Origin of the sequence: Bacillus cereus group sp. MG20 (assembly GCF_040459885.1) — a bacterium.
In the GTDB taxonomy this organism is placed as follows: Bacteria; Bacillota; Bacilli; order Bacillales; family Bacillaceae_G; genus Bacillus_A; species Bacillus_A cereus.
In genome coordinates this window covers 3,366,105-3,390,965 of the sequence record NZ_JARVHF010000001.1, presented here as the reverse complement: position 1 = coordinate 3,390,965, position 24,861 = coordinate 3,366,105, and the positions used below count along the sequence as shown (strand labels likewise).

Genomic DNA, 24,861 nt, shown 5'->3' with positions numbered 1-24,861 from the left:
TTTTATTCTTCTTCGTTTACGTGTTCAAACGCTTGCTCGAAGATATGAATTACGTGCTGGTCAGCTAACGAATAATAAACAACCTTTCCTTCTTTACGATTCTTCACAAGTTTCGCTTGCTTTAACACACGAAGCTGATGCGAAATAGATGATTGTGTCATTCCTAATAAATAAGCTAAATCACAAACGCACATTTCAGCTTCAAATAGCGCATGTAATATTCTCGTACGTGTACGGTCACCTAATACTTTAAATAGTTCTGCTACTTTACTTAAACTTTCATCAGTTGGAATTGTTTGTTTTACTTGCTCAACAACTTCTTCATGAATTATCGTTTGAGAACATGTCTCTTGTGGTGTTTCTACTTTATTTCCAGCCATTATAGCTCACCTCTTTAATTGAACATATGAACAATCATTCATATATCTTATACTCTTATTATATGAGCGCCTACTCATATGTGTCAATGAAATCTGAATTTTTTTTATGAACATTTCGTTCACATTTTAGTAAGGCATATACATATTTTCCGCATCCTCTATATTCTCATACAAAAAAGGATGTACAATTCGCACACCCTTTTTTACTTACTTTTCATTTTTCACCGCATCCACAATTAAAGAAACAAATCCTAACTGATTATCCCGATTTCTATGGTCAAAACGTTTCGAACGATAAATAAATCCATCTTTCTCATTCCAATCATTATAGTGAAACTTACCATTCTCATCACAGTATTCTAAGAGCCTCACTTGAAAACCTGCTGATTCAAACATGGACGTGATTGTTTTATAGTTATGAACAATTTTATGGCTTGCTGCAGGATGATCTAATGGACCAGGTCCCCCCACTTGTACCCCTTGCTGATATTCTTCATCTGGAAAAAATGCATCTGGTACTGCACAACGAATATATCCATTCTCCATTAAAAACTCATAACAAATTTTTGCAGCTTCAATTCCTTCTTCATATGATAAATGCTCCCATACATGCTCTGCCAAAATGACTGATAAAGAATTAGATTGAAACTTATCAAGCCAAGTTTCTCTCCGTAATAAATTTAATTCTTCTTCATTCGTATGTAACCAACCAGGGTTATTATTATAATCCTCTGCTCCAACAACAACTTTTATTTCTTCCATTTTTCTCACACCCTTTTTTCATATTCCGACATAAAAATTCAACAAAGTAATATATGTTCCCTTTATTTCAAAAAAAGAAAAAGCCTTGCGCGCTCCCTAGACGCACAAGGCTTACTGTGTTTATATCCCTTTAATTAGCTTGTTCTAAATTATCCTGCGAACTTCCATCGTCTTTTAAATGACTATGTTTTTTCGAATAAACAAAGTATACAACTACTCCAATCGCTAACCAAATACCAAAGTATATCCATGTTGTTAACGGTAAATTTACCATTAAGAATAGACAACATGCAATTGAAATAATCGGTAAGATCGGTACAAGTGGTACCATAAATCCACGTTGTAATTTCGGATGCGTTTTACGAAGAATGATAACAGTTACACCAACCATGGCGAATGTTAATAACGCTCCAATATTCGCTAAATTCGACAATTCTTTTAAATCGATAAATCCAGCAATTAAAGCACTACCAATTCCTGTTAACCAAACTGAAAATGTTGGCGCTTCAGTCTTCTTGTTAATTTTCGCAAAAGATTTTGGTAATAAACCGTCACGACTCATTGCGAAGAATACACGTGTTGTCGCATAAATGTAAGCGAAAATTACAGCCATAATACCGATTACAGCTCCAATAGCAATTACACCAGCCACTTTATCTTGTCCTACAACCTCTAACACATATGCCATCGCTTCCGGTACATCTAGCTCTTTATAAGAAACCATACCCGTCATAACGAGACAAACTACAACATAAATGATTGTACAAATAACTAACGAAGCAATAATACCAATTGGTAGATCACGTTGCGGATTTTTTACTTCTTCAGCAGAAGTTGCTAATGCATCAAATCCTAAGAAAGCAAAGAATACTGCTGCTCCCCCTGCGAACACTCCACTTAAACCGTAAGGTGCAAATGGTATCCAGTTTTCTGGTTTCACGTAGAATACACCAACTGCAATGAATAAAACAACAATACCAATTTTAATTAATACCATTATGTTATTCACACGCTTACTTTCTTTCGTACCTCGTGATAATAACCAAGTTATCACTAACGTAACGATAACTGCTGGTAAGTTTACCATACCACCTTGCGCTGGAATTGTTAGCAACGCTTTCGGAATTTCAAGTCCCAGTCCACTCACTAAATTATTGAAATAACCAGTCCATCCGCCAGCTACTGCGGCAGTCGTTACGACATATACGGATAGTAATGTCCATCCCATTAAATGAGCAACAAACTCACCAATTGTTGCATACGAATATGTGTACACACTACCTGAAACAGGAAGTGTAGATGCAACTTCTGCATAACATAATGCTGCAAATCCACAAACAATTGCTGCAATCATAAATGAAAAAATAACTGCTGGACCAGCATCTCTTGCTGCTACTAATCCAGTTAATACTAGAACTCCTGTACCAATTATCGCACCAATCCCTAGCATTGTTAGGTCAAATGCCCCTAGCGTTTTCGTCAAAGTTTTACTTTTACTTTCCCCTAACAATTGCGTAACGGATTTCTTTTTAAATAGGTTGGCCACGATGTATGCCCCCTTTTACTAAGAAGAGCTAAGAGGTATTATCTCTTAGCTCTTATCATGTTGTATTATATATTGTTCGATTTTGTTTTGTATAATGCTTCTATTAGCAAGATACTGTTTCTGCTTCTAATAATTCTTTAGCACCTTTGTACTCTACACCGTGAGCTTCTGCAACTGCTTCAAATGTTACATAGCCATCTAATGTGTTAATACCTTTTAGTAATGCAGAGTTGCCTAGGCAAGCTTCTTTGTAGCCTTTGTTAGCAATTTGTACTGCATATGGTACTGTTACGTTTGTTAATGCAAGAGTTGATGTACGTGGAACCGCACCTGGCATGTTTGCAACTGCATAATGAACAACGCCGTGTTTTTCGTAAGTTGGGTTATCATGAGTTGTAATACGGTCAGTTGTTTCGAAAATACCACCTTGGTCAATCGCGATATCTACAACAACAGAACCTGGTTCCATTGATTTAATCATTTCTTCTGTTACAAGTTTTGGAGCTTTTGCACCTGGGATTAATACTGCACCGATTACAAGATCAGACTCTTTTACAGCTTCTGCAATATTGTAAGGATTAGACATTAAAGTTTTTACTTGGTTTCCGAAAATGTCATCTAATTGACGAAGACGTTCTGCGCTTAAGTCGATGATTGTTACATCCGCACCTAGTCCAACTGCAATTTTAGCAGCATTTGTACCAGCTTGTCCACCACCGATGATTGTTACTTTACCACGTTTAACTCCTGGAACACCTGCAAGTAAGATACCTTTACCGCCTTTGTTTTTCTCAAGGAATTGCGCACCAATTTGTGCAGCCATACGACCAGCTACTTCACTCATAGGTGCAAGTAATGGTAGAGAACGGTTTTCTAATTGTACTGTTTCATATGCAATCGCAACAACTTTCTTCTCAATTAACGCTTTTGTTAATTCTGGCTCTGGAGCTAAGTGTAAGTATGTGAATAAGATTAAGCCTTCACTGAAGTGTTTGTATTCGCTTTCAATTGGTTCTTTAACTTTCATAACCATTTCCATGTTCCAAGCTTCTTCAGCTGTATCAACAATTTTTGCTCCCGCTTCAACATATTGAGCGTCTGTGAAACCAGATCCTAAACCTGCACCCTTTTGAATGAATACTTCGTGATTGTTACGAATTAAATGTACAACACCTGCTGGTGTCATTGCCACACGGTTTTCGTTGTTTTTAATTTCTGCTGGTACCCCAATACGCATAATGAAATGCCCCCTTATAATTAACAGAAAAAAGAGATTCTTTTTTCTTTTTGTAATAATTAATAACTTATGTCCTTATTCTAGCATAACTTAAAAGTTATGAAAACGCTAACATATCATTTTTCTAAAGTTTATATATTTAGAATAGTGTAAATATATAAAACATTGATTCTATTAGGGGTTTCGTGACATTCCATTATCTTTCACTCAATTTTTATTATACTTCTTCAAAATAAACAGTAATCATTTATTATTTGACAATAATGTAACAATGTAAAAAACTAAGCGATAACGTATACATATACAGTTATTACTTTACTTAATACTTTAGAGATATATTCTTTTCACAAAAAAACAGCTGCTAGCATTTAGCTAGCAGCTGGGTAACTTATAAATAATTTTAAAAACAAATCATCTGTCGTTTCAGTAATTTTATCAAACAGATCACTTTCTTCCGCTTCTTGCTCTTTTAACATCTTAATTGTTTCACGTGCATCTTCAGGGTAATCAGTTATGATACCATCTACGTTTAACTTATAATATGCCTTTAAATTTTCCATATCATTTACTGTCCATACGTAAATTGGTTTGTTTAACTTCCTTGCTTCTTTTACTAATTTCTTATTTAACATATATTCTTCTGCTACGTAAAAGTCAGCCTTCACATTCTTTAAGTTAGCTCTACTTGCATACAATATATACCCTACTTTTATATCTGGATTTGCACGCTTAAACTCTTTAATAAGCGGATAGTGTAACGTTTGAATTACACATTGCTTCTCAAATTCATTATCTTTAATCGTTTTTAAGACTTTGTTTACAAAGTCTTTTTCGCCCCCATGAAGCTTCACTTCTATATTAAGTTTGATTTTGCCATTTGCTAGCTTAATGATTTCATCCAGTGTACTTATTTGTCCTGAAAGTCCATCTTGACTAAGGGTAAGCTGCCTTAACTCAGCCATCGTTAAATCTGACACATGCACATTTGCATTTGCGAGACGTTTCAGCTTCAAATCATGTATAACCGCTAGTTCACCGTCTTTCGTTTGTAATACATCTATTTCAGCGTAGTCTGCTTTTGCATCAATAGCACCTTGCACAGCTTCTTTCGTATTTTCTACGCCTTTTGATATATACCCGCGGTGCGCCATAATAATCGGTTCTTTATACGAATTTGAAATAAACGTTACAATGAAGGCAACGACCATTCCCGCAGTAATAATCCCTACAATGTATACGCCAATGAATTTCCAACGATGTTTTTGGAAGAAACATTTATCTGCTTTCGTTTTCGAATAATCTAATCCTTCTTCTAATAAAACATCTTCAACCGGTACCTTTTGTAAGTATAATCGCGTAATCGCCATAATATAAAATGGCGTCACGATAAAGCTGAATAAATACAATGTGCTCGTTAAAAATACAGAAATCGTTGATTCAGCTAATAATGCAAATGTTCCTTTCGGGTTTGTAAATTCATAAACACCCCATAGGCACAATAAATATATTCCCAAAAATACGACATATACAATTCCAATTGAAATAAAAAATCCTACTAAAAAGAGTAGTACTTTAAAAAAGCTTTCCTTTACTAAATTTGCACTTTTACGTGCTGCCACGCGAAATGATTTTTGCTCTAAAACAACAATAGGTAGAACGAAAATCCATCGAAGATTCAAATACGCGACTACAGCAAAGAACGTGTAATAACCAACTTGCCCCATCGTTGTCTTAAACAGTTCTCCTGTAATAAAGTTAGGAATTTGAATTTGCGGGATTAATGCCGTTTCATATCCCATATTTAAAAGAGGCAACAATACGACAGCATATAAAATAAATCCTGGTAAGCAATATGTGAAAAGAGTAGGTAAATACGTTACCGTTTTATATAAAATCGGACGTAATTTCACCTTCTGTCTTTTATGAGCGAAATACGAAATAATAATAAGCACCGCAAATTCCGTAAAGATAAGAAACAGTGCTAACAATGATAAAATTACGATTGCTAAGATGCCATAAGGCGTCTTTAAAAACGCTAATAATTCATCATTTGTCGCATTTGCATAACCACCAAAATACAATAACTTATTAAAAATAATTCCAAATAGCGGAACAAACACAATCGCTGCTAATAATTTATAAGCAAGTTGAAAAGTTAATACATTCCAAAAAGCAAATTTAACTGTTTGAAAGGAATGTCTCATTACTCCTGGTATAGATAGTTTTTTACGGTGTTGCATATATTCCTCCAAATTCTAAAACGGTATTTGAGATGGATTCCATATTTCCAGTTCTAATCCATCTTTTTAATAATAATATATTCCGCTTAACATGAACACTCTTATACATATAATGAAAAAAGTGATGGCTACTTCCCATCACTTTTTCATTTATTCTATTTTTTCTCTAGCCCTTGTCCAAATGCTTTCAAGAAGCTAAAACCGAATGTAATAGCTCTATTGATATCTGGATCTTTTAATACTTTAAAGAAATCCATCACTTTTGTTTTTTTGCCACTATTTAATTCATCTGTTGCAAATTGCAATCCTGTAACTAAACTTGACGTAATTTGCTTCGTTATTTCTGGGTCAACTGAAGATAACGCTTCTCCTGCCCCCATCATATTATTTAACGCATTTTTAACGGGTTCACGATTTAATTGCTCCACAGCGATTTTTGAAACATCTTCCTTCGCAGCAAGTAAACTAATTGCCGCATCTAATATACCAGCCTTCTGCAACTGTGCTAAAAGCTGCATCGTTTCTTCTACTGCTTCACGATTATTAGATAGCTCATTTAGAAGTTCATCTGCTACTTGCTGTTTCTGTTCTTCCTCTGTTACAACTTTCTTTTTAATTACAGTAATTTCTTTCGCCACTCTCTCCGCCCCCTAGTCCACAAGTGATACGTATTGTTTTCTTTGCCATTTTTGCTGGATTTCAACACCGTTTTGCGGATTACGCTTTTTATCTCTCGGGTTTGAAGATGGTAACGGACGATTCCCTTTTTCACGTAGTACACGCATCTTTACCATCGTTTGTTTGTACGCTGGTGTACACGTATAAAGATCTGTCGCCGTTCCAGTTAAAATATTGATTGCCTCTTCATTTACCGTTGCATGCATCGGTAAATATAGCTCTTTCCCCGTTACACGATCTGTAACAAGTGCCTGTACTTTAATTTTCCCAAATGGTGATGCTAATTCTACAAGACCACCATCTTTCACATTGCGCTCTAGGGCAAGTTCAGGCGAGATTTCAACGAACACTTCAGATACTTTAGATAAAATACCAGCCGATTTATTCGTCATATTCCCTTCATGGAAATGTTCTAACATACGACCATTATTTAAAAGTAAATCATACTCATCTGGCGCTACAACTGGTGGTACCCATTCATCTAATGATAGACGAGCTAGTTTATCTGGGAAGTTAAATCCGTCCACATATAATAGTGGTGTATCGCTGCCATCATGGCTACCCCAACATAAACTATTCCATCCTTCTAAACGATCGTATGTTGCCTGAGAATATAAAGGTGCAAGCGATGCAATTTCATCCATGATTTCACTTGGATTTTCATAATTCCAGTCCCCGCCAAGTGCACGAGCTACTTTTTGTAAAATCCACCAGTCTGGCTTTGAATCACCAAGCGGCTTCAATACTTCATATAATCTTTGAATACGGCGCTCTGTATTCGTAAATGTTCCCTCTTTTTCTAAGCTTGGTGCTGCCGGTAAAATAACATCAGCAAAACGAGCTGTTTTCGATAAGAACATATCTTGAACAACAAGGAAATCTAAATTCGCTAAAATATGTTGTACATGGTTGGCATTCGAATCTACTAAAGCCATTTCTTCACCCATAACATACATACCACGCAGTTTTCCTTCATCTGCCGCAAGTAACATTGCAATATTATTTAAGCCTGGTGCTTTCGGAATTGTAGTACCGTATGCTTTTTCAAATTTCGCACGGAGCGCATCATCTGAAACTGCTTGGTAACCTGGAAGCCAGTTTGGTAATGTTGCCATATCACAAGCGCCTTGTACGTTATTATGTCCGCGTAATGGATATGCTCCTGCACCAGGACGACGATAATTACCCGTAACAAGCAATAGATTTGAAATTGCTGCTGAAGTTGTACTTCCTCCAGTATTTTGAGTTACACCCATTCCCCAAAGTACACAAGTACCATCTGCTTCATATACCATACGAGCCATTTCTTTCAGATTTTCTTTCGAAATCCCCGTAATTTCTTCTGTATAATCAAGCGTATACTTTTCTACCATTTTGCTATATTCATCAAAATTCTTTACATTTTCAGCTATGAACTTTTTATCGTGCCAATCTTGATCAATAATATATTTCGTAATACCAGCGAGCCATACGTAATCAGTTCCTTGGCGCGGATGAATGAATAAATCCGCACGCTCTGCCATTTCATGTTTACGAAGGTCCGCCACAATTAATTTTTGGTCATGTAATTTATGAGCACGTTTTACACGCGTTGCAAGTACAGGATGTCCTTCTGTTGGATTTGCTCCAACGATAATGACAAGGCCAGCTTCCGCAATATCTTTCACTGTTCCAGCGTCCCCGCCCATACCGACAGTTTTAAATAAACCGTCTGTTGCTGGAGATTGACAATAACGGGAACAGTTGTCTACATTATTCGTTCCATATATTTGACGGGCTAATTTTTGCATAAGATAATTTTCTTCATTCGTTACTTTTGAAGAAGAAATAAACCCAAATGCATCACTGCCATATTCTGATTTAATATGCTGCATATTGGATGCAACAACTTCAAGAGCCTCTTCCCATGAAGCTTCAACAAACATATCTCCTTGGCGAATTAATGGCTTTGTAATTCGATCTTCACTGTTTACAAAATCCCATCCAAATTTTCCTTTTACGCATGTGGAAATACCGTTAACCGGCGCATCTGAAACAGGCTGTACTTTCAAAATGTGGCGGTCTTTCGTCCATACTTCAAATGAACAACCTACACCACAAAATGTACAAACTGTTTTTGTTTTATTCACTTTCGTCTTACGCATCGCAGCCTCTACTTCTGAAACTGCTAAAATACTACTATATCCAGGCTCTACATCCTTTACAAAATCAATCATCGGATCTAACACATCTGGTTTCAATCCAGTCATGAATCCAGCTTCACCCAGCATTGTTTTTTCCATTAACGCATTACATGGACATACTGTTACACATTGCCCACAACTTACACAAGATGAGTCATTTATACTTACACCATTGTCCCATATAACACGTGGACGGTCTAAGCTCCAATCAATCGATATAGTTTCATTCACTTGTAAGTTTTGACATACTTCTACACACTGCCCACAAGCAATACATTGATTTGGATCATATCGATAAAATGGATGTGACATATCCACTTCACACGCACTTACTTTCGGCTCATACGGATATTTCTGTTCCTCAATTCCCATCATATGTACTGTATTGTGGACTTTACAGTTACCATTATTGTTATCACAAACGGTACAATACAATAGATGATTCTCTAATATTCGATCCATTGCCTCAGTCTGTGCCTCTTTTGCACGCTGGGACTGTCTTTCGATATGCATACCGTTCTCTAATTTCGTTGAACAAGCACGCAATAATTTTCCATTTACTTCTACAATACACGTATCACAAGTTTGAATTGGATCTACTTCTGGTACATGACAAATTTGAGGATGTTCCAAATTACTCTCGTTAAATAATTGTAGTATCGTCTTTTCACCTGATGCAGAAAATTCTTTACCATCGACGGTTACACGGACTGTCTGTTCTGCCATAGTTTCCCCTCTCCTTACAACCAACTGTACAACACAATTATGAATCCGTTTTCAAAACCACATTACTGTACATATTTTTGAAACGCTCTACCCAAATACTTTCTTATGAAGTCGATTCTAGATGTTATAAGGTATAACTACGAAAGCTTGAAAATATCACTATTCTACAGTTCTATTATATCGTACATATACAATAATAACCAAAATAATCTGTGATCTTCTTGTTAATAGGTGTTTTTATTTTTCCCATTGTTTTATGATAAATGTGGGAGAGAAATACATATAAAAGGGGAATTAAATATGGGGCCTACGCAAGAGACTTATACAATTGTACGTTATCAATCTGGTACATTTTCAAAACAACTTGACGAGATTGTTACAGAATCTCCTATTACTATTAAATTGAATGGTGAAGAATATGTAACAGTCGTATGCACACCAAATTATATTGAAGATATGGTAATTGGTTTTTTAATTTCTGAGGGGATTATTTCTTCCTATAACGATGTTGAAGAACTATGGGTTCAAAAAGATAACGGAATTGTCCATGTAAAATCATCAAAAGTGAATCCGCTCTATCAAACTTTATATAATAAACGATACATCACTTCTTGCTGCGGAAAAGGTAGACAAGGTTTTATTTTCGTAAACGACGCAGCAAAAGCAAAAGACTTACATGATATACATGTAAAAATTACTCCTGAAGAATGTTTTTACTTAATGAATACTTTACAACAATCTTCCACTACCTTTCGCCAAACTGGTGGTGTTCACAATACCGCGCTATGTGATCGAAATAATATCCTTCTATCAAGAATGGATATCGGAAGACATAATGCATTAGACAAAATATACGGTCATTGTTTACGCAATGATATATCTGTTAAAGGAAAAATTATCGCATTTAGCGGACGTATTTCATCCGAAATTTTACTCAAAGTTTCAAAAATCGGATGTGAAATTGTTCTATCTAAATCTGCCCCAACAAAACTAGCATTGCAACTCGCTCACGATTTAGGCATTACAGTCGTAGGATTTATCAGAAATGAATCCTGCAATATTTACACACATCCACATCGAATTGATGGTTATCAATCGAATAACTAAAATAACTCCTCAATCGAGGAGTTATTTTAGTTATGAAAATGTAATATATTAAAGACTTGAATAGTTAATAAAGTTAATATATAATTTCATTACATATTAAAAAACAAAACATTGTAGCATATATCTTTTCATTCTTTTACAAATTAAAAGAGACTGCTAACAAAACACATACACAATCTTATAAAAGTAATGGATTTATTTTATTTGCAATCGACCAAGGAGGTTACAACTATGGAAATTCGCTTATTAACGACAGAGGACGCAGAAATATATTTAAAAGTTTGTATGGAAGGTTTAACGAAGAACCCGGAAGCTTTTAGCTCTTCCTATGAAGATGTTTTGAAACATGAGGATCCTGTAGCTGCTATGGCAAAACGATTAAGCAATCCGGATAAGTATACTCTAGGGGTCTTCAAAGATGATGATTTAATCGGCATTGCTACTTTAGAAACAAAGCCTTTTATTAAACAAGAACATAAAGCAAAAATCGGTTCCGTTTTCGTTTCCCCAAAAGCGCGTGGCCTTGGAGCAGGACGAGCTCTTATTAAAGCAATTATTGAAAATGCCGATAAATTACATGTAGAACAACTTATGCTCGATGTTGTAGTTGGTAACGCTGGTGCCAAAAAATTATATGAATCATTAGGTTTCCAAACTTACGGCGTACAAGAGCGTTCATTAAAACATAACGGTCAATATTGGGACGAGGAACATATGGTTCTGTTCTTAAATGATTAATACTTCAATATAGTTTTCCAAAAGCATCTTTTTATTAAGAAAGATGCTTTTTTCATTACAACAATGTAATCTTCATGTCACCTTTATCGATCGTACCAAACCTTTCCATTCATTATACTAAAAATATAAAGTGAAACTTTACTCAGTGGGGAACTACATCCCACGTTAATCGCATGTACTTGATATGTAGAGGAGAATGTGACATGAAACAAAACAAACGAGCTATGCTTTTAATATTTACTACAGCAATTATAACTTCTGGATTAGCAATTTTACCTTGGTTTATCATATGAACACTCCCCCACTTAGCAAAGCTTGAAGTGGGGGTTTCTAACGTTTCGACCTAACGGACGATTAACGTCAGGGGAGTTAACACATTAGCGAGCTGTTTCACGCCTTCCCCCTAACAACGAAAAAAGCTGATTGCTTCTTAAGAAGCAATCAGCTTTTTTTATATTATAAAATCCCCAAAATTTTATTTACGCAACTTATAATAATAACCATAGATACGGCAACGCACATGACAACCGTATTACGATCTTGCTTTTCTTTTTTTGAAATTTCTTCTTTTGAATTCATGTGTATGATCTCCTTTTAAAAAAAGTGTGAGATAGGAAATTTTTCTTATCCGATGCGAGGTGAATACGAAAACCCTCTCTATCTCACATACACAATAGAATGGAATTGTCATTTTATAAATAAAATGACATGACGTTATGTCGCAACATAGGGTATTTTGTGTCGCTACGTTTTCTATTATAAAAAATAGTTGTGCAAAACTAGTGCATTTTTTATGTCAATTACTCTGAGCGAAAAAATCAGCCCTCCATTCAATCACATAAAAAGAGTTTTTTATTATTTTCATGTAAACTATACAAGTAGAATGAACAGTTTGGGGTGCACAAGATTATGGTAAAAATTTTATTAGTAGACGATGAAGAACGTATGTTACGATTATTAGATCTGTTCTTAAGCCCTCGCGGCTATTTTTGTATGAAAGCTACCTCTGGCCTTGAAGCACTAAAATTAATCGAACAAAAAGAATTCGATATTATTTTATTAGATGTTATGATGCCAAATATGGATGGATGGGATACTTGCTATCAAATTCGTCAAATTTCCAACGTTCCTATCATTATGTTAACAGCTCGCAACCAAAACTACGATATGGTGAAAGGCCTCACGATGGGCGCAGATGATTATATTACAAAACCATTTGATGAGCATGTATTAGTCGCGCGAATCGAGGCTATATTACGCCGTACAAAAAAAGATGGCTTTGTTAGTTTCAATGGTATTGAGTGGGATAAAACGAAACATACTGTCACAGTTTATGATGAAAAAATCTCGCTAACTCCTATCGAATTTTCGTTACTCGGGCTATTTTTGCAAAATACAAACCGTGCTTATAGCCGAGATGATTTAATCGAAAAAATTTGGGGCTATGAAACAGATATCGAATATAGAACAATTGACTCACACATTCGTAATATCCGTGATAAACTACGCAAAAAAGGATTTCCGATTGAAGATTACCTAGAAACGGTCTATAAAGTCGGATATAAATGGAAAAGTGAATAATTACTTCGGTCAGTGGGAAATCGTATACCACTGACTCTTTATTATGAATAAGGTATGGTGAAAAAATGAGTAAACTTTCCCTTAAAATTGGGACATACTTTTTAATATTAGCTTTATGTATTGAAACAATTGCTTTCGTATCTTTTTATAAAAGCCTTTCAAAAATGCGTATTGTAGAGGAAACAGATGCTCTTTTAGAGAAAGGTAATCGCTATAGTAAAAAAATTAAAAGCCGCGAGAGACGGGATGAATATTATAAAGAAATGAAACACGCTGAACATAATAAAAATCCTAAACGTCCTGTGTACCCTGAGTTCGATATTACGAATGAGGCTGCACACTTAGTTGAATCGGAATCAATTTCTAACTCCGATATAGCTATCATTATTACTGACCATAACGGCAAAATTATTTCCACCTCAGAACCCGTAACAAAAGATATGCAAAAACAACTTACTTGTAAAACAGAAACTGTCCCAGACGGCGGCTTAGTCGTTGAAAGGAACTGGAAAAAATCAAAGTTCATCACAACAGTAAGCCCACTTAACACAACAAAGTTTCAAGGAAAGCTATATATGTTATTAAAAACATCTTTCCTAGAAAATATGTTGCTTAAACTCATGAACCAATTTCTTATCATTAGCGTTTTAACAATTATTTTAACAACAATTTCTGTCTTTGTTTTTTCACGCGTTATTACAGAACCACTTGTAAAAATGAAAAGAGCGACAGAAAAAATGTCAAAATTAAACAAGCCAATTCAATTAGGTATTAAACGAAATGATGAACTCGGTAGTTTAGCAAAAACAATTGAAGATTTATCGAGTGAACTTACGTATATGAAAAAAGAGCGCAATGAATTTCTCGCTAGTGTCGCTCATGAACTATTAACTCCATTGACCTATATGAAAGGTTATGCAAAGGTAGCAAAGAGAGACTCTTTAACAAAAGAGGAGCGAGAAGAATACTTACAAATCATTGAGGATGAAACGGATAGTGTAACCGATCTCGTCCAAGATTTATTTATGCTTGTACAATTAGAACAACACCAATTTGTTATAAAAAAACAAAAAGTGCTTCTTCAGCCATTTTTAGAACGAATGGTAGAAAAAACAAAAACAACATTAACAAATAAGCAAATGCAGCTTCATGTATATTGCAAAGATGATTTAGAAGTTTGTATAGACGAAAGACGTATGGAACAAGTTATGTTAAATTTATTACACAACGCTTATCAACATTCGCCAGAAAACACAGCCATTACGATACGTGTACTTACAAAAACAGATTCTTTTACAATAAGTGTACAAGATGAAGGTGAAGGTATTCCTGAAGAAGATATCCCGCATATATTTGACCGTTTTTATCGTGTCGATAAATCTAGAACACGAGCTACAGGCGGAAAAGGTATCGGGCTAGCTGTTGCAAAGGAAATTGTAGAATTGCATAACGGTTCTATTCTAGTAACAAGCCAATTAGGAGCGGGAACAAACTTTATAATCGAGCTACCTTTTGAATAATATGCGTGTGAAAACACCAGTAGTAGTAAACACTACTGGTGTTATTTTGTTCATAAAAACAGCTCATATAAGCTAAGCTTTTGAAATTATTCTTATTTCAATATAAAATAAAGGTACATTTGCAAAGATTTGGAGGGTGATATAATTGGATATCCATGTATTAACAAAAGACGAAGCAGAAATTTACTTAGAACTTCGCGTAGAAGGATTAAAGCAAAACCCTGAAGCATTCAGCTCTTCTTATGAAGATATTATTAATAAAGAGTGTGCGATTGAATATAAAGCACAAAAATTAGCACAAGATGAAAACTATACGCTAGGTGCATTTAAAGATGGAAAATTAATCGGGGTTGCAACACTGGAAACGAAACCATATGTAAAACAAGAACATAAAGCTAAAATCGGTTCTGTATATGTATCTCCAAAAGCACGCGGACTTGGAGCAGGAAAAGCACTTATTAAAGAATGTCTTGAGCTTGCTAAATCTTTAGAAGTAGAACAAGTTATGCTTGATGTTGTTGTTGGCAACGATGGAGCGAAAAAACTTTATGAATCATTAGGTTTTAAAACATTCGGTGTACAAGAACGTTCATTAAAATATAACGGACAATATTGGGACGAAGAGCATATGGTCTTATTCTTAGATGAAAATAAATAATAAAAAACATCCTCATGTTTGGAGGATGTTTTTTACTTTCTTGTAAACCATGCCGTGTGTAATAATTGAATCGCTTTCGCAATTTCTTCCTCTGATAATATCGCAAACCCAAGTAAAACTACATTCTCAGGCGCCGTACCGTCTTTATAGTACGTAGACACAGGATATATTTTGATACTATGTTTCGCAGCTTCTTGAATTAATTCTTCTTCCCGCATTCTATTATGCACTTTTAATAAAATGTGTAATCCCGAATCTTCTCCTATCACTTCAACACGATTAGAGAAATATTTCTCTATTTCAAAAACAAGTCGATCTCTCTTCTTTCGGTAGACGACACGCATTTTATGAATATGTTTTTCCCAATAGCCTTCATTTAAAAATCTTCTAATCACTTCTTGGTCCATTCTTGAAACACTTTGTGTATAAAATAAATATTGCTGTTGATACTTTTTAATTAATTTCTTCGGCAACACCATATAGCTCATCCGTAGCGATGGCAATAATGCTTTAGATAGCGTCCCCATATAAATAACTTTCCCCTCTGTATCTAACCCTTGCAGCGCCGGTATAGGCTTTCCAGAATAGCGAAATTCACTATCGTAATCATCTTCAATAATATACCTGCTCTCTTCTTTCTTTGCCCATTGTAAAAGCTGCATCCTTCTCGTAATAGGCATAATCATTCCATATGGAAACTGATGGGAAGGTGTAACAAATACAACATTCGCATTGCTATTTTCTAAATCTGCAATACAAATTCCATCTCTATCTAAAGATAACATTTGGACTCTTGCTTCTCCCTGTTCAAAAACAACCATCTTTCTATGATACCCTGGGTTTTCAACTGCATAATTGCTTCCCTTTAACAATTGAAACAATAGTTTCACTAATATTTGTGTTCCCGCTCCTAATACAATTTGACTAGCTGAACAACGTACACCTCTAGATTCATACAAATAATTCGTAATCTCTTCTCTTAAGCTCGCTTCTCCTTGAGGGTGTCCTAGAAAGAGAAGTTCGTTATTATGCGGCTGCCATATTTCATTTACAATTTTCCGATACATATTGAATGGAAAAGCATTTGTATCAATTCCTGTTTGTGTAAAATCAAATTTATAACTCTTCTCCTGAAACGGTACTTCTTCTATTCTCTCTCCGCTATCCTCTACATGAGCCATTTGCTCAATCTTGCATACAAAATAACCTTTTCTCGATATCGACTCAATATAACCTTCTGCAAGTAATTGTTCGTACGCTGCCTCTACTGTATTTTTACTTACCTGTAAATGTATCGCTAACTTTCGCTTAGCCGGTAATTTCGTAAAAGGGACAATTGATCCATCTTTAATCTCTTTTTTTATATACTCATACAATTGCACATATAATGCCTTTTTACTATTCATATTTAAATTAGGCGTTAATTCTAACATAATATCTGACCCCTTAATAAAACTAAAATCTGATACTTTTTACAGTACCAGATTTTATATATAATTCCTTTTATCATGTCACACATAAAAAATCAAATACTGGAGAGGAGAAACATGATAATGAACAATGGTAGACGTATCGGACTTATTATGATTATTACAGGGGCTACATTATGGGGATTATCTGGTCCAATGATTCAGTGGCTATTTCAGCATACTAATGTATCCTCAATTGATTTTTTAACAATTCGATTGTTGCTTGCAGGAATATTTATTTTGTCTTTCTTACTTATAAAGAAACAAAATATATTTCAAATTTGGAAACACCCTAGATATTCTATACAACTTATTATTTTTTCTATTCTCGGCATGCTCGGTGCGCAATACGCCTTTATCGAAACGGTTCATATTAGTAATGCAGTCACAGCAACGCTATTTCAATTTCTAGGCCCTGTTCTTATTACCATGTATGTTGCATTTGAACAAAGAAAATTCCCTGCTTCCATGCAACTATTCGCAATTATAGCCGCGCTAATAGGAACATACTTTATTATTACAAATGGCTCAATTGAAAATATTGTTTTATCCAAAAAAGCTATTATTTTTGGACTATTAACAGCAATCGGATTTGCATTTTATACCCTTCATCCGGCTTCTCTCATTAAAGAATGCGGGACAACTGTAGTAATTGGTTGGGGGATGTTAATCGGAGGAATTGCACTACTTATTTATAATCGTTCATTCGGGTGGAATCAATTTTCACAAACCCTTACACTAAAAACTTTTTCTATGCTTATTCTTATCATTATTAGTGGTACCCTTTCTTTCCTTCTATATATCGGTAGTCTTAAATATTTAGCAGCAACAGAAACAAGCATTTTATCTAGCATTGAACCCCTTGTAGCTGCCATCGTTTCAATCACTTGGCTAAATGAATCTTTTGGAACATATCAATTATTAGGCGGCGTATGTATCGTTCTGTCCGTTATTTTTTTGACGATGCCTCAAAAAGAAACCGAACCAACCTATACAACGGAACAAATATAAAATGAAACTTTAATTAGTGGGGACTATCTCCCACTAATTATTAACCTACACCAATCGGGCTTTTACGGGATAAAAATGTCAAAAGAGGTCGTACAAAACTTACGACCTCTTTTTATACTTTAAAGGAATTGTCCCGCCTTCTAGCAAATACAATTACACTAACAATAAAAACTAGGAGTGTGGCACCATGAAAAAAATCGGAACTATGCTACTTCTCTCCTTCCTCATCACTGGATGCACACCAGCACAACCTGATTCAAAAGCATCTAAAACTGAAGCTGTCGCAACGTCATCCAATCAAGTGAACGCACCTTCCTTCTTTCATCTTAGTGTTTTAAAAGATGTAAATTGGGAAGAAGCCCCCTCATTCATAGACGGAAAAATACCTTTAAAAGGCATCGAAGGAAAAATCGCAATGGCTGATAGTCCTATTATCGCGAATGAACAAAATGAAATAATGTGGTACTTTCTAGATTCTGAAATACCAACTGGAAAATTGTCTATTATTGCGCTAAAACAAGGATCTGTAACTCCGACACCAGTACTCTTTCAAAAAGAAACTTCCAAACAAACTTGGACCACTTCAAATACAATCGATTCTACTGCAAACGAACTCCCTCTCACTATGTCACTACCTTCATCTGGATTATGGTTATTAAATATATATGTGAATGAAAAATATTATGATCAGTTTGTAATCACTGCCGAGTAAAGTGACAAAAATAAACCACTTTCTTACAATAATGTAATTTCTATGTCATGTACTTCGATAGTTGAATTATCTCTCTTCTCTTATACTTAAAGTAAGAAATGAAACGAGGAGAGATGAGAGATGAAAAAAATGATAGAAGTAATCGTAGCAGTAACTGAGGTTTTAGTGAATGGTAAACAAGTTGCAATGGAATTAAATAAATAGTGAAGAAACATAAATAATTCTACACTTCTTCATTATTTTGATTTCTTATCTCAAAAAAGCAGTGCCTTTTAGGCACTGCTTTTCGCTATTAATAACTTGGTATTTTCGTAATTTGCGCCACGCCTGAATCAATAGCTGCTTTCGCTACTGCTTCTGCAACACTTGGAACAACTCTTTTATCTAATGGATTCGGGATTACATAATTCGCATTACGTTCTTCGTCAGTAATGATGTTAGCGATCCCATATGCTGCCGCTAATTTCATCTCTTCTGTAATATCAGTTGCGCGCACATCTAACGCACCGCGGAATATTCCGGGAAACGCCAATACATTATTTACTTGATTCGCATAATCCGAGCGCCCAGTTCCTACTACAGCTGCCCCAGCCTCTAATGCATCCTCAGGGAAGATTTCTGGAATTGGATTCGCCATTGCAAACACAATTGCTTTCTCATTCATCGTCTGTACAAGTTCTTTCGTTAATACGTTAGGAGCAGATACGCCAATAAAAATATCAGCTTGGTGAATCGCTTCTTTTAACGTTCCACGCACATGTTCACGATTTGTCTTTTTTGAAACTTCAATTTGTGCTTCGTTCATCCATGTTTCACCTTCACAAACAATACCTTCTAGGCTAACTAACGTAATGTGCTTTGCACCAGCCTTTAATAATAATTTTCCAATTGCAATTCCTGCCGAACCCGCACCGTTAATCACGATTTTCACATTATCCATTTGTTTGCTAACAACTTTTAATGCATTAATAACAGCTGCTAAAACGACAATAGCTGTTCCATGTTGATCATCATGGAATACAGGAATATTCGTTTCTTCTTTTAATCGTTTTTCAATTTCAAAACAACGCGGTGCTGCAATATCTTCTAAATTAATCCCTGCAAATGTAGGCTCTAAATTTTTTACAAGGGTAACGATTTCATCTACATCCGTTGTGCCTAAACATAATGGGAAAGCATCTACATTCGCAAATTTCTTAAATAAAATACTTTTTCCTTCCATAACAGGCATAGCCGCTTTCGGTCCAATGTTTCCTAAACCAAGTACCGCTGTTCCATCTGAAACAACTGCCACCATATTGCCACGTGCTGTATAGTCATACACCGTTTCTTCATCTGCCGCAATTGCTTTACACGACTCCGCTACACCTGGTGTATACGTCAGGCTTAAATCATCCGCTGAATTTACCTCCACTTTACTTGTAATTTCAATTTTCCCTACTAATTCTTTATGCAATAACAATGATCTTTCATTAATTTGATTTGCTAACATACTTATAATCTCCCCTTAATTTGACAAGCTAGCTATACGAATATAGCTAGCTTGTTTGATCATGAAAACATTTTTAATAATATTGTCGCCGTTACAACCATTGCCGCCCCGCCTAAACGAGTTGAAATTTGCGCGAACGGCATTAATTCCATACGATTTGAAGCCGATAAAATAGCAACATCTCCAGTTCCGCCTAAACCGCTATGACATCCAGTTACAATCGCCGATTCAACTGGATACATCTTCATCACTTTCCCTACAAGAAAACCTGATGCTACCATTGTAAGAACAACCGATGCGCACACAACAACATATCCTACTGAAAGAACTGCTGCTACGTCTTTTAACGGAATATATAGCAATCCTAATCCAACCATTAAAGGCCAAGTTAAATTCTTCGAAATAAATTTATATAAATGGAATGCTCCTTGCTCCATTTTTGCTGGCATTAATTTAAAGTATTTCACAAGTGCTGCTGAGAAAATCATAATGATTGCCCCAGGAATACCGATGAACTTAGAAGCAAATCCTCCGAAGATGAAGAACGTACACGCAATTAATAAACCTGCTCCCATTAATGAGAAGTCAATTGGCTTCTCTGTATTTTGTTCTTTTAATAATTCTGCTTGATTGTCTGTTTTCACTAATACACCGTTACCACTAAGCTCCGGTTTCTTCTCACCTAAACGCTTCATATACCCTGCACTTACAATTGCGAACATATTTCCAATAATAGCTGCTGGAATAAGCTGTGATACAAACGTCGCTGATGATTCATTTAAAATATCACTATAAGCTAGCGACAATGGTAAAATCCCTTCCCCGATACCACCACTCACAATTGGTACGATGATAAAGAAGAATGTGTGCTTCATTTCAAATCCAAATAATGAACCGACCAATAACCCTACTGCTACAGAAGCTAACGTCCCTACTACTAAAGGAATAAACATGCGAACGAAACCTTGTACTAACACTTTACGGTTCATTCCTAAAATACTTCCGACTACTAAACAAGAAATATATAAATATAAAAAGTTCGATTTTTTCATTAACATAGTCGCAGCTTCCATTGAAGCTGGATTCATCCAGTTAAAAAATACAAGTAATGATGGAATAAATAACGAAAGTATTGCTGGACCGCCGATATTTTTTAAAATTGGAATTCTCATCCCAATATCGCCTAAGAAAATCCCCATGATCATAATAACTGCAAATCCACCAATCATATCTGCTGGCAATTTATTATATACAGATGCCCCATAAATAATAGCAGCCAATACTACATATAACGGTAAAGGTATAACACCGATTTTTACATTCATAATTTTAGAAGCGAAAGATTCTCTTTGTACTTCATTTCCTTCAGAAAATGATACCGCTTCCACATTCTTTTGAATTCCCATATGGCACCCCCTCGTTTTCTTAATAACAATATTAAAACGCTTTCAATAGTAAAAATAGTTTTTGTAAGTTTTGTAATTGATTTTGTAATTAAAAAAAGTATAAGCGACTCATATTAAGTCGCTTATACGTAAAACTCTATTTTCTTTTGATCAACACATCTTAATTTACTTACAGGTCTGCCCACATGTTGGTACATCATTTCGTTTTCTAACACTCCAATGTCAGTCAAAAACATTACATATTTTCGAATAGAAACTCTTGAAATTCCAACTAATTGTGCCATTTCATCTGTTGTAAACACTCTTCCATTCAACGACTCGATCTTCTGCCAAATTAATTGCAACGTTTGCTTCGTTAACCCTTTCGGAAGCTCTTTCGTGACAGTAGGCTCCCTTTTTTCTTTTTGTAAAATTAACGAATCTAATTCCGATTGACTAATTTTTTGTTGTTCTTTCATGAAAGTAAGTTTTTCTCGATATATAGTTAATGCCTCTTTAAATCGTTCAAATGTAAATGGTTTAATTAAATAATCTACTACACCATATTGTAATGCTTTTTTAATACTTCCCATATCATGTACAGCTGAAATCATTATAATATCAATTTCTTTTTCTTGGTTCCGGATATACATTAAAAGCTCAAAACCAGTCTCTTCAGGCATAAAAATATCAAGTAATACTAAATCTACTCGTGATTTCTCTAATATTTCGATCGCCGACTTTACTGAGTTAACTGCTTGAACAAGTTCAAATCCTCCTACTTGCTCTAAATAATGCGTATTTAGCATTGCTACCATCGGGTCATCTTCTACAATTAAAACTTTAATCATATTTGCCTCTCATCCCTACCTTTAGGTATTTCAATTGTTATCGTTGTTCCCTTACCTACTAATGAATGCATATGAATTTCCCCATTTATTCGCTGTATACTTTCTTTTACAAGATACAAACCATAACCGCGGTTATCTCCCTTTGTGGAATAACCTTTCGTAAATAATTCCTCTATTTCTTTTTCTTGTATACCTTTTCCCGTATCTTGTACTGTAATAGTTAGTATATCCCCATGTTGTATCTTAACTTCAACTCGCTTCTTTTCACAATTCGTAACTGCCTCTAATGCATTATCAATTAAATTTCCGACAATCGTAATAAGTTCATGAGTAATACTTTCATCATCTATTTCCGGCATATAAGAATCTTCACTTATAATTAATTTTATATTTTTCTCTCTAGCATAGCTGAGCTTACCTAGTAAAAAACCAGCAAATACTGGACTTTTTATTCTTTTCATAACTCCACCAATTTCATATTGATGCTCTGATACCATGCCGCTTATATACTTCTGTAATTCTTCATACTGCTTCATATGTGTAAGCCCTAATACGACATGCATCTTATTCATAAACTCATGAGATTGTGCCCGTAATGCTTCTGCATATAGTCTAATACCAGTTAGTTCCTCTGCTAGTTTTCTAATCTCTGTTTTATCACGAAATGTTGCAATTGCACCAACTATTTCTCCTTTTACATATAAAGGAACTCGATTCGTCACAATCGTAATTCCGTAAATATTTTGTTCTTCGTTTAATTGTACTTCTCCCGTTTGCAATACTTCTTTTATACGTGAATTTGGCATATACAACTCAACATCTTTACCGATAAAATCTTCTTCAAGTCCGCTTTTTTTAAATAGACGTTTCGCTTCATTATTAATTAACGTTACTCTAGCCTCTTTATCTACAGCAATAATACCTTCCTTTACAGATTGTAGCATCGTATTTCTTTCTTCAAGAATTTTTGCTATCCTGTGCGGCTCAAGACCGAATAAACTTTTCTTTATATGTCTAGCTAGCAATATTGCTCCTATAATTCCGACTAATACACCAACTCCGACACCAATATAAATGATATGTCTACTTTCCTTAACTCTCTCTTTTACATTATCTGCTGAAATACCAACAGCCACTGCTCCAAGTTGTTCACCTGTTTCAGAAAATATTGGTACAAACACTCGCATGGAAATACCTAAAGTTCCTTCTGCTAACGATACATGTTCTTTTCCTTTCAATACAGGCCCTTCATCCCCGCCAATAAAATGATGACCTATTTTTTGAGGATCTGGATGAGATTTTCTTATTCCATCCATGTCCATAACTACAATAAATTGAACACCTGTGTTTTTTAATATCCTATTTGTATACGTTTGGATTGCAGAGGTATCTGCTTTCCCAACCAAACCATCGATTACAATCGAATCATTCGCCACAATGTGTGCAATTGTTTTTGCCTTCTCTGATTGGCTATCCTCCGTCGTCCGTTCCACATTATGACTAATTAATACATCTGTCACAAGTAAAGAAAAAATTACAACTGTACAAACTAACAATGTAATCGTTTTCCACAAATTCCATAGTCTTTTTCTTTTTTTCATCCCGTTAATGACTCCCCTAATTGCTGAATAGAAAAATAAGTAAGGTGATATTATTTTCACCTTACTTATCTGCTATTATTATACTTTAAATTTACTAGTCATCGCTTGTAGTTCTTCGGCCATCTCAGCTAAGTTTTGCGAAGCTGAACTAATTTCTTCCATGGAATTAACCTGTTCTTCTGTTGAAGCTGCAACACTTTGCATACTAGCTGTATTTTCTTCTGCAGCAGCTGCAATTTCATCAATAGCATTTGTCACTTCATTTGCATCTCCAGCAATTCTCTTCGTTGTTTCTACCATTTGATTAACTTGAGAAACAATATGTGTAGTAGAACTTAAAATTTCCGTAAAACTTACTTTCGTTTTTGTTACAACATCAAGGCCTTGTTGAACTTCTCCATTCACATTATCCATTGCCTTAACAGTATGTTCAATATCCGCCTTAATTTCTGCGATTAAATTTGCAATCTCTCCAGATGACTCTCCTGATTGCTCTGCTAATTTTCTAACCTCATCTGCTACAATAGCAAATCCTCGTCCCTGTTCACCTGCTCTTGCTGCTTCAATAGCCGCATTCAAAGCTAATAAGTTCGTTTGAGTAGCGATGTTTTGAATTGCTTCAGAAATAGCCCCTACCTGCTTTGATTTCTCATCAAGAAGTTTAATAATAGCATCTGACTCGGATACTGATTTAGAAATAGACTGCATTTGTTTTGCGGTTTGTTCAACTAAATCTTCTCCCTCTTCAGCTCTTTCTCGCGCATGTAATGAGGAAATAGAAATTGACTCTGCGCTTCCAGTTACATCTTGAATTGCTGTATTTACTTGTTGCAATGTAGCCGCACCTTCTTCAACACCTTGACTTTGTGATTCGGCCCCACCTGATACTTGTTCCATTGCAATTGTAATTTGGTCTGTCGCATCATTTGCTTGCTGTACGCTCGCTGTTAACTCTTCTGCCGATGCTGCAACATGTTCTGCTGA

At 35.3% G+C, this 24,861-nt stretch carries 21 protein-coding genes; 7 read left to right on the top strand and 14 right to left on the bottom strand.

Features of this window, described 5'->3' with window-relative positions; all coding sequences use genetic code 11:
• Window positions 1-2 precede the first annotated feature (2 nt).
• The 7 genes from QCI81_RS17365 to fdhF form a co-directional block, all read right to left on the bottom strand.
• A complete protein-coding gene (locus tag QCI81_RS17365) occupies window positions 3-380 on the bottom strand; it encodes an ArsR/SmtB family transcription factor (RefSeq protein ID WP_000918378.1) in 378 nt (125 codons plus the stop codon).
• A gap of 207 nt (window positions 381-587) precedes the next feature.
• On the bottom strand, window positions 588-1,142 hold the full coding sequence (locus QCI81_RS17360; protein WP_061661010.1) for a class I SAM-dependent methyltransferase: 555 nt from the start codon (window positions 1,140-1,142) through the stop codon (window positions 588-590).
• Between the two features lie 130 nt (window positions 1,143-1,272).
• Window positions 1,273-2,688 (bottom strand): amino acid permease, encoded by a 1,416-nt coding sequence (locus QCI81_RS17355; protein WP_001284897.1) that lies wholly within the window; start codon window positions 2,686-2,688, stop codon window positions 1,273-1,275.
• Between the two features lie 103 nt (window positions 2,689-2,791).
• Window positions 2,792-3,925, bottom strand: a complete 1,134-nt coding sequence (ald, locus tag QCI81_RS17350) for an alanine dehydrogenase (protein ID WP_001219741.1) — start codon at window positions 3,923-3,925, stop codon at window positions 2,792-2,794.
• Window positions 3,926-4,293: 368 nt separating this feature from the next.
• Window positions 4,294-6,165: a glycerophosphodiester phosphodiesterase gene (locus QCI81_RS17345; RefSeq protein ID WP_001164720.1), complete on the bottom strand. Its 1,872-nt coding sequence runs from the start codon at window positions 6,163-6,165 to the stop codon at window positions 4,294-4,296.
• A gap of 155 nt (window positions 6,166-6,320) precedes the next feature.
• Window positions 6,321-6,803, bottom strand: coding sequence for a helical membrane plugin domain-containing protein (locus QCI81_RS17340; protein ID WP_001040540.1), 483 nt, complete (start codon window positions 6,801-6,803; stop codon window positions 6,321-6,323).
• Between the two features lie 12 nt (window positions 6,804-6,815).
• On the bottom strand, window positions 6,816-9,752 hold the full coding sequence (fdhF, locus tag QCI81_RS17335) for a formate dehydrogenase subunit alpha (protein ID WP_016125452.1): 2,937 nt from the start codon (window positions 9,750-9,752) through the stop codon (window positions 6,816-6,818).
• A 300-nt stretch (window positions 9,753-10,052) separates the two neighbouring features.
• On the opposite strand from fdhF, the gene fdhD reads away from it, so the two are divergent.
• Both fdhD and QCI81_RS17325 read left to right on the top strand, forming a co-directional pair.
• A complete protein-coding gene (gene fdhD, locus QCI81_RS17330; RefSeq protein ID WP_000529238.1) occupies window positions 10,053-10,859 on the top strand; it encodes a formate dehydrogenase accessory sulfurtransferase FdhD in 807 nt (268 codons plus the stop codon).
• A 231-nt stretch (window positions 10,860-11,090) separates the two neighbouring features.
• Window positions 11,091-11,597 carry a GNAT family N-acetyltransferase gene (locus QCI81_RS17325; RefSeq protein ID WP_000405868.1) on the top strand — a complete coding sequence of 169 codons (507 nt, stop codon included), beginning with the start codon at window positions 11,091-11,093 and terminating at the stop codon, window positions 11,595-11,597.
• 456 nt (window positions 11,598-12,053) lie between these two features.
• Here QCI81_RS17325 and QCI81_RS17320 read toward each other — a convergent pair whose 3' ends face one another.
• Window positions 12,054-12,176 carry a hypothetical protein gene (locus QCI81_RS17320; RefSeq protein ID WP_001085006.1) on the bottom strand — a complete coding sequence of 41 codons (123 nt, stop codon included), beginning with the start codon at window positions 12,174-12,176 and terminating at the stop codon, window positions 12,054-12,056.
• Window positions 12,177-12,506: 330 nt separating this feature from the next.
• Between QCI81_RS17320 and QCI81_RS17315 the strand changes: the two genes are divergently transcribed.
• From QCI81_RS17315 to QCI81_RS17305, 3 genes are all read left to right on the top strand, one after another.
• Window positions 12,507-13,178, top strand: a complete 672-nt coding sequence (locus QCI81_RS17315; protein ID WP_000238956.1) for a response regulator transcription factor — start codon at window positions 12,507-12,509, stop codon at window positions 13,176-13,178.
• 65 nt (window positions 13,179-13,243) lie between these two features.
• Window positions 13,244-14,698 carry a HAMP domain-containing sensor histidine kinase gene (locus tag QCI81_RS17310; RefSeq protein ID WP_000041023.1) on the top strand — a complete coding sequence of 485 codons (1,455 nt, stop codon included), beginning with the start codon at window positions 13,244-13,246 and terminating at the stop codon, window positions 14,696-14,698.
• 145 nt (window positions 14,699-14,843) lie between these two features.
• Window positions 14,844-15,356, top strand: a complete 513-nt coding sequence (locus QCI81_RS17305) for a GNAT family N-acetyltransferase (protein ID WP_000351212.1) — start codon at window positions 14,844-14,846, stop codon at window positions 15,354-15,356.
• Window positions 15,357-15,388: 32 nt separating this feature from the next.
• On the opposite strand, the gene pdxR is transcribed toward QCI81_RS17305, so the two are convergent.
• Complete coding sequence (pdxR, locus tag QCI81_RS17300; protein ID WP_065211573.1) at window positions 15,389-16,789, bottom strand: MocR-like pyridoxine biosynthesis transcription factor PdxR; 1,401 nt, start codon at window positions 16,787-16,789, stop codon at window positions 15,389-15,391.
• Window positions 16,790-16,909: 120 nt separating this feature from the next.
• Here pdxR and QCI81_RS17295 point away from each other — a divergent pair, with 120 nt between their 5' ends.
• Both QCI81_RS17295 and QCI81_RS17290 read left to right on the top strand, forming a co-directional pair.
• The gene (locus QCI81_RS17295; protein WP_064531986.1) at window positions 16,910-17,836 is read left to right on the top strand and encodes a DMT family transporter; all 927 of its coding nucleotides are present in this window, start codon (window positions 16,910-16,912) and stop codon (window positions 17,834-17,836) included.
• 187 nt (window positions 17,837-18,023) lie between these two features.
• The gene (locus QCI81_RS17290; protein ID WP_000719680.1) at window positions 18,024-18,548 is read left to right on the top strand and encodes a DUF4871 domain-containing protein; all 525 of its coding nucleotides are present in this window, start codon (window positions 18,024-18,026) and stop codon (window positions 18,546-18,548) included.
• 292 nt (window positions 18,549-18,840) lie between these two features.
• Here QCI81_RS17290 and QCI81_RS17285 read toward each other — a convergent pair whose 3' ends face one another.
• From QCI81_RS17285 to QCI81_RS27215, 5 genes are all read right to left on the bottom strand, one after another.
• A complete protein-coding gene (locus QCI81_RS17285; protein ID WP_000880781.1) occupies window positions 18,841-20,040 on the bottom strand; it encodes an NAD(P)-dependent malic enzyme in 1,200 nt (399 codons plus the stop codon).
• Window positions 20,041-20,099: 59 nt separating this feature from the next.
• Window positions 20,100-21,446, bottom strand: a complete 1,347-nt coding sequence (locus QCI81_RS17280) for a 2-hydroxycarboxylate transporter family protein (protein WP_000512722.1) — start codon at window positions 21,444-21,446, stop codon at window positions 20,100-20,102.
• 122 nt (window positions 21,447-21,568) lie between these two features.
• Window positions 21,569-22,276, bottom strand: a complete 708-nt coding sequence (locus tag QCI81_RS17275) for a response regulator (protein ID WP_000598666.1) — start codon at window positions 22,274-22,276, stop codon at window positions 21,569-21,571.
• Complete coding sequence (locus QCI81_RS17270; protein WP_071732247.1) at window positions 22,273-23,877, bottom strand: sensor histidine kinase; 1,605 nt, start codon at window positions 23,875-23,877, stop codon at window positions 22,273-22,275. The genes QCI81_RS17275 and QCI81_RS17270 overlap by 4 nt, the downstream gene beginning before the upstream one ends.
• A 78-nt stretch (window positions 23,878-23,955) precedes the next feature.
• The gene (locus QCI81_RS27215) at window positions 23,956-24,774 is read right to left on the bottom strand and encodes a methyl-accepting chemotaxis protein (protein ID WP_438285312.1); all 819 of its coding nucleotides are present in this window, start codon (window positions 24,772-24,774) and stop codon (window positions 23,956-23,958) included.
• Between the last annotated feature and the right edge of the window lie 87 nt (window positions 24,775-24,861).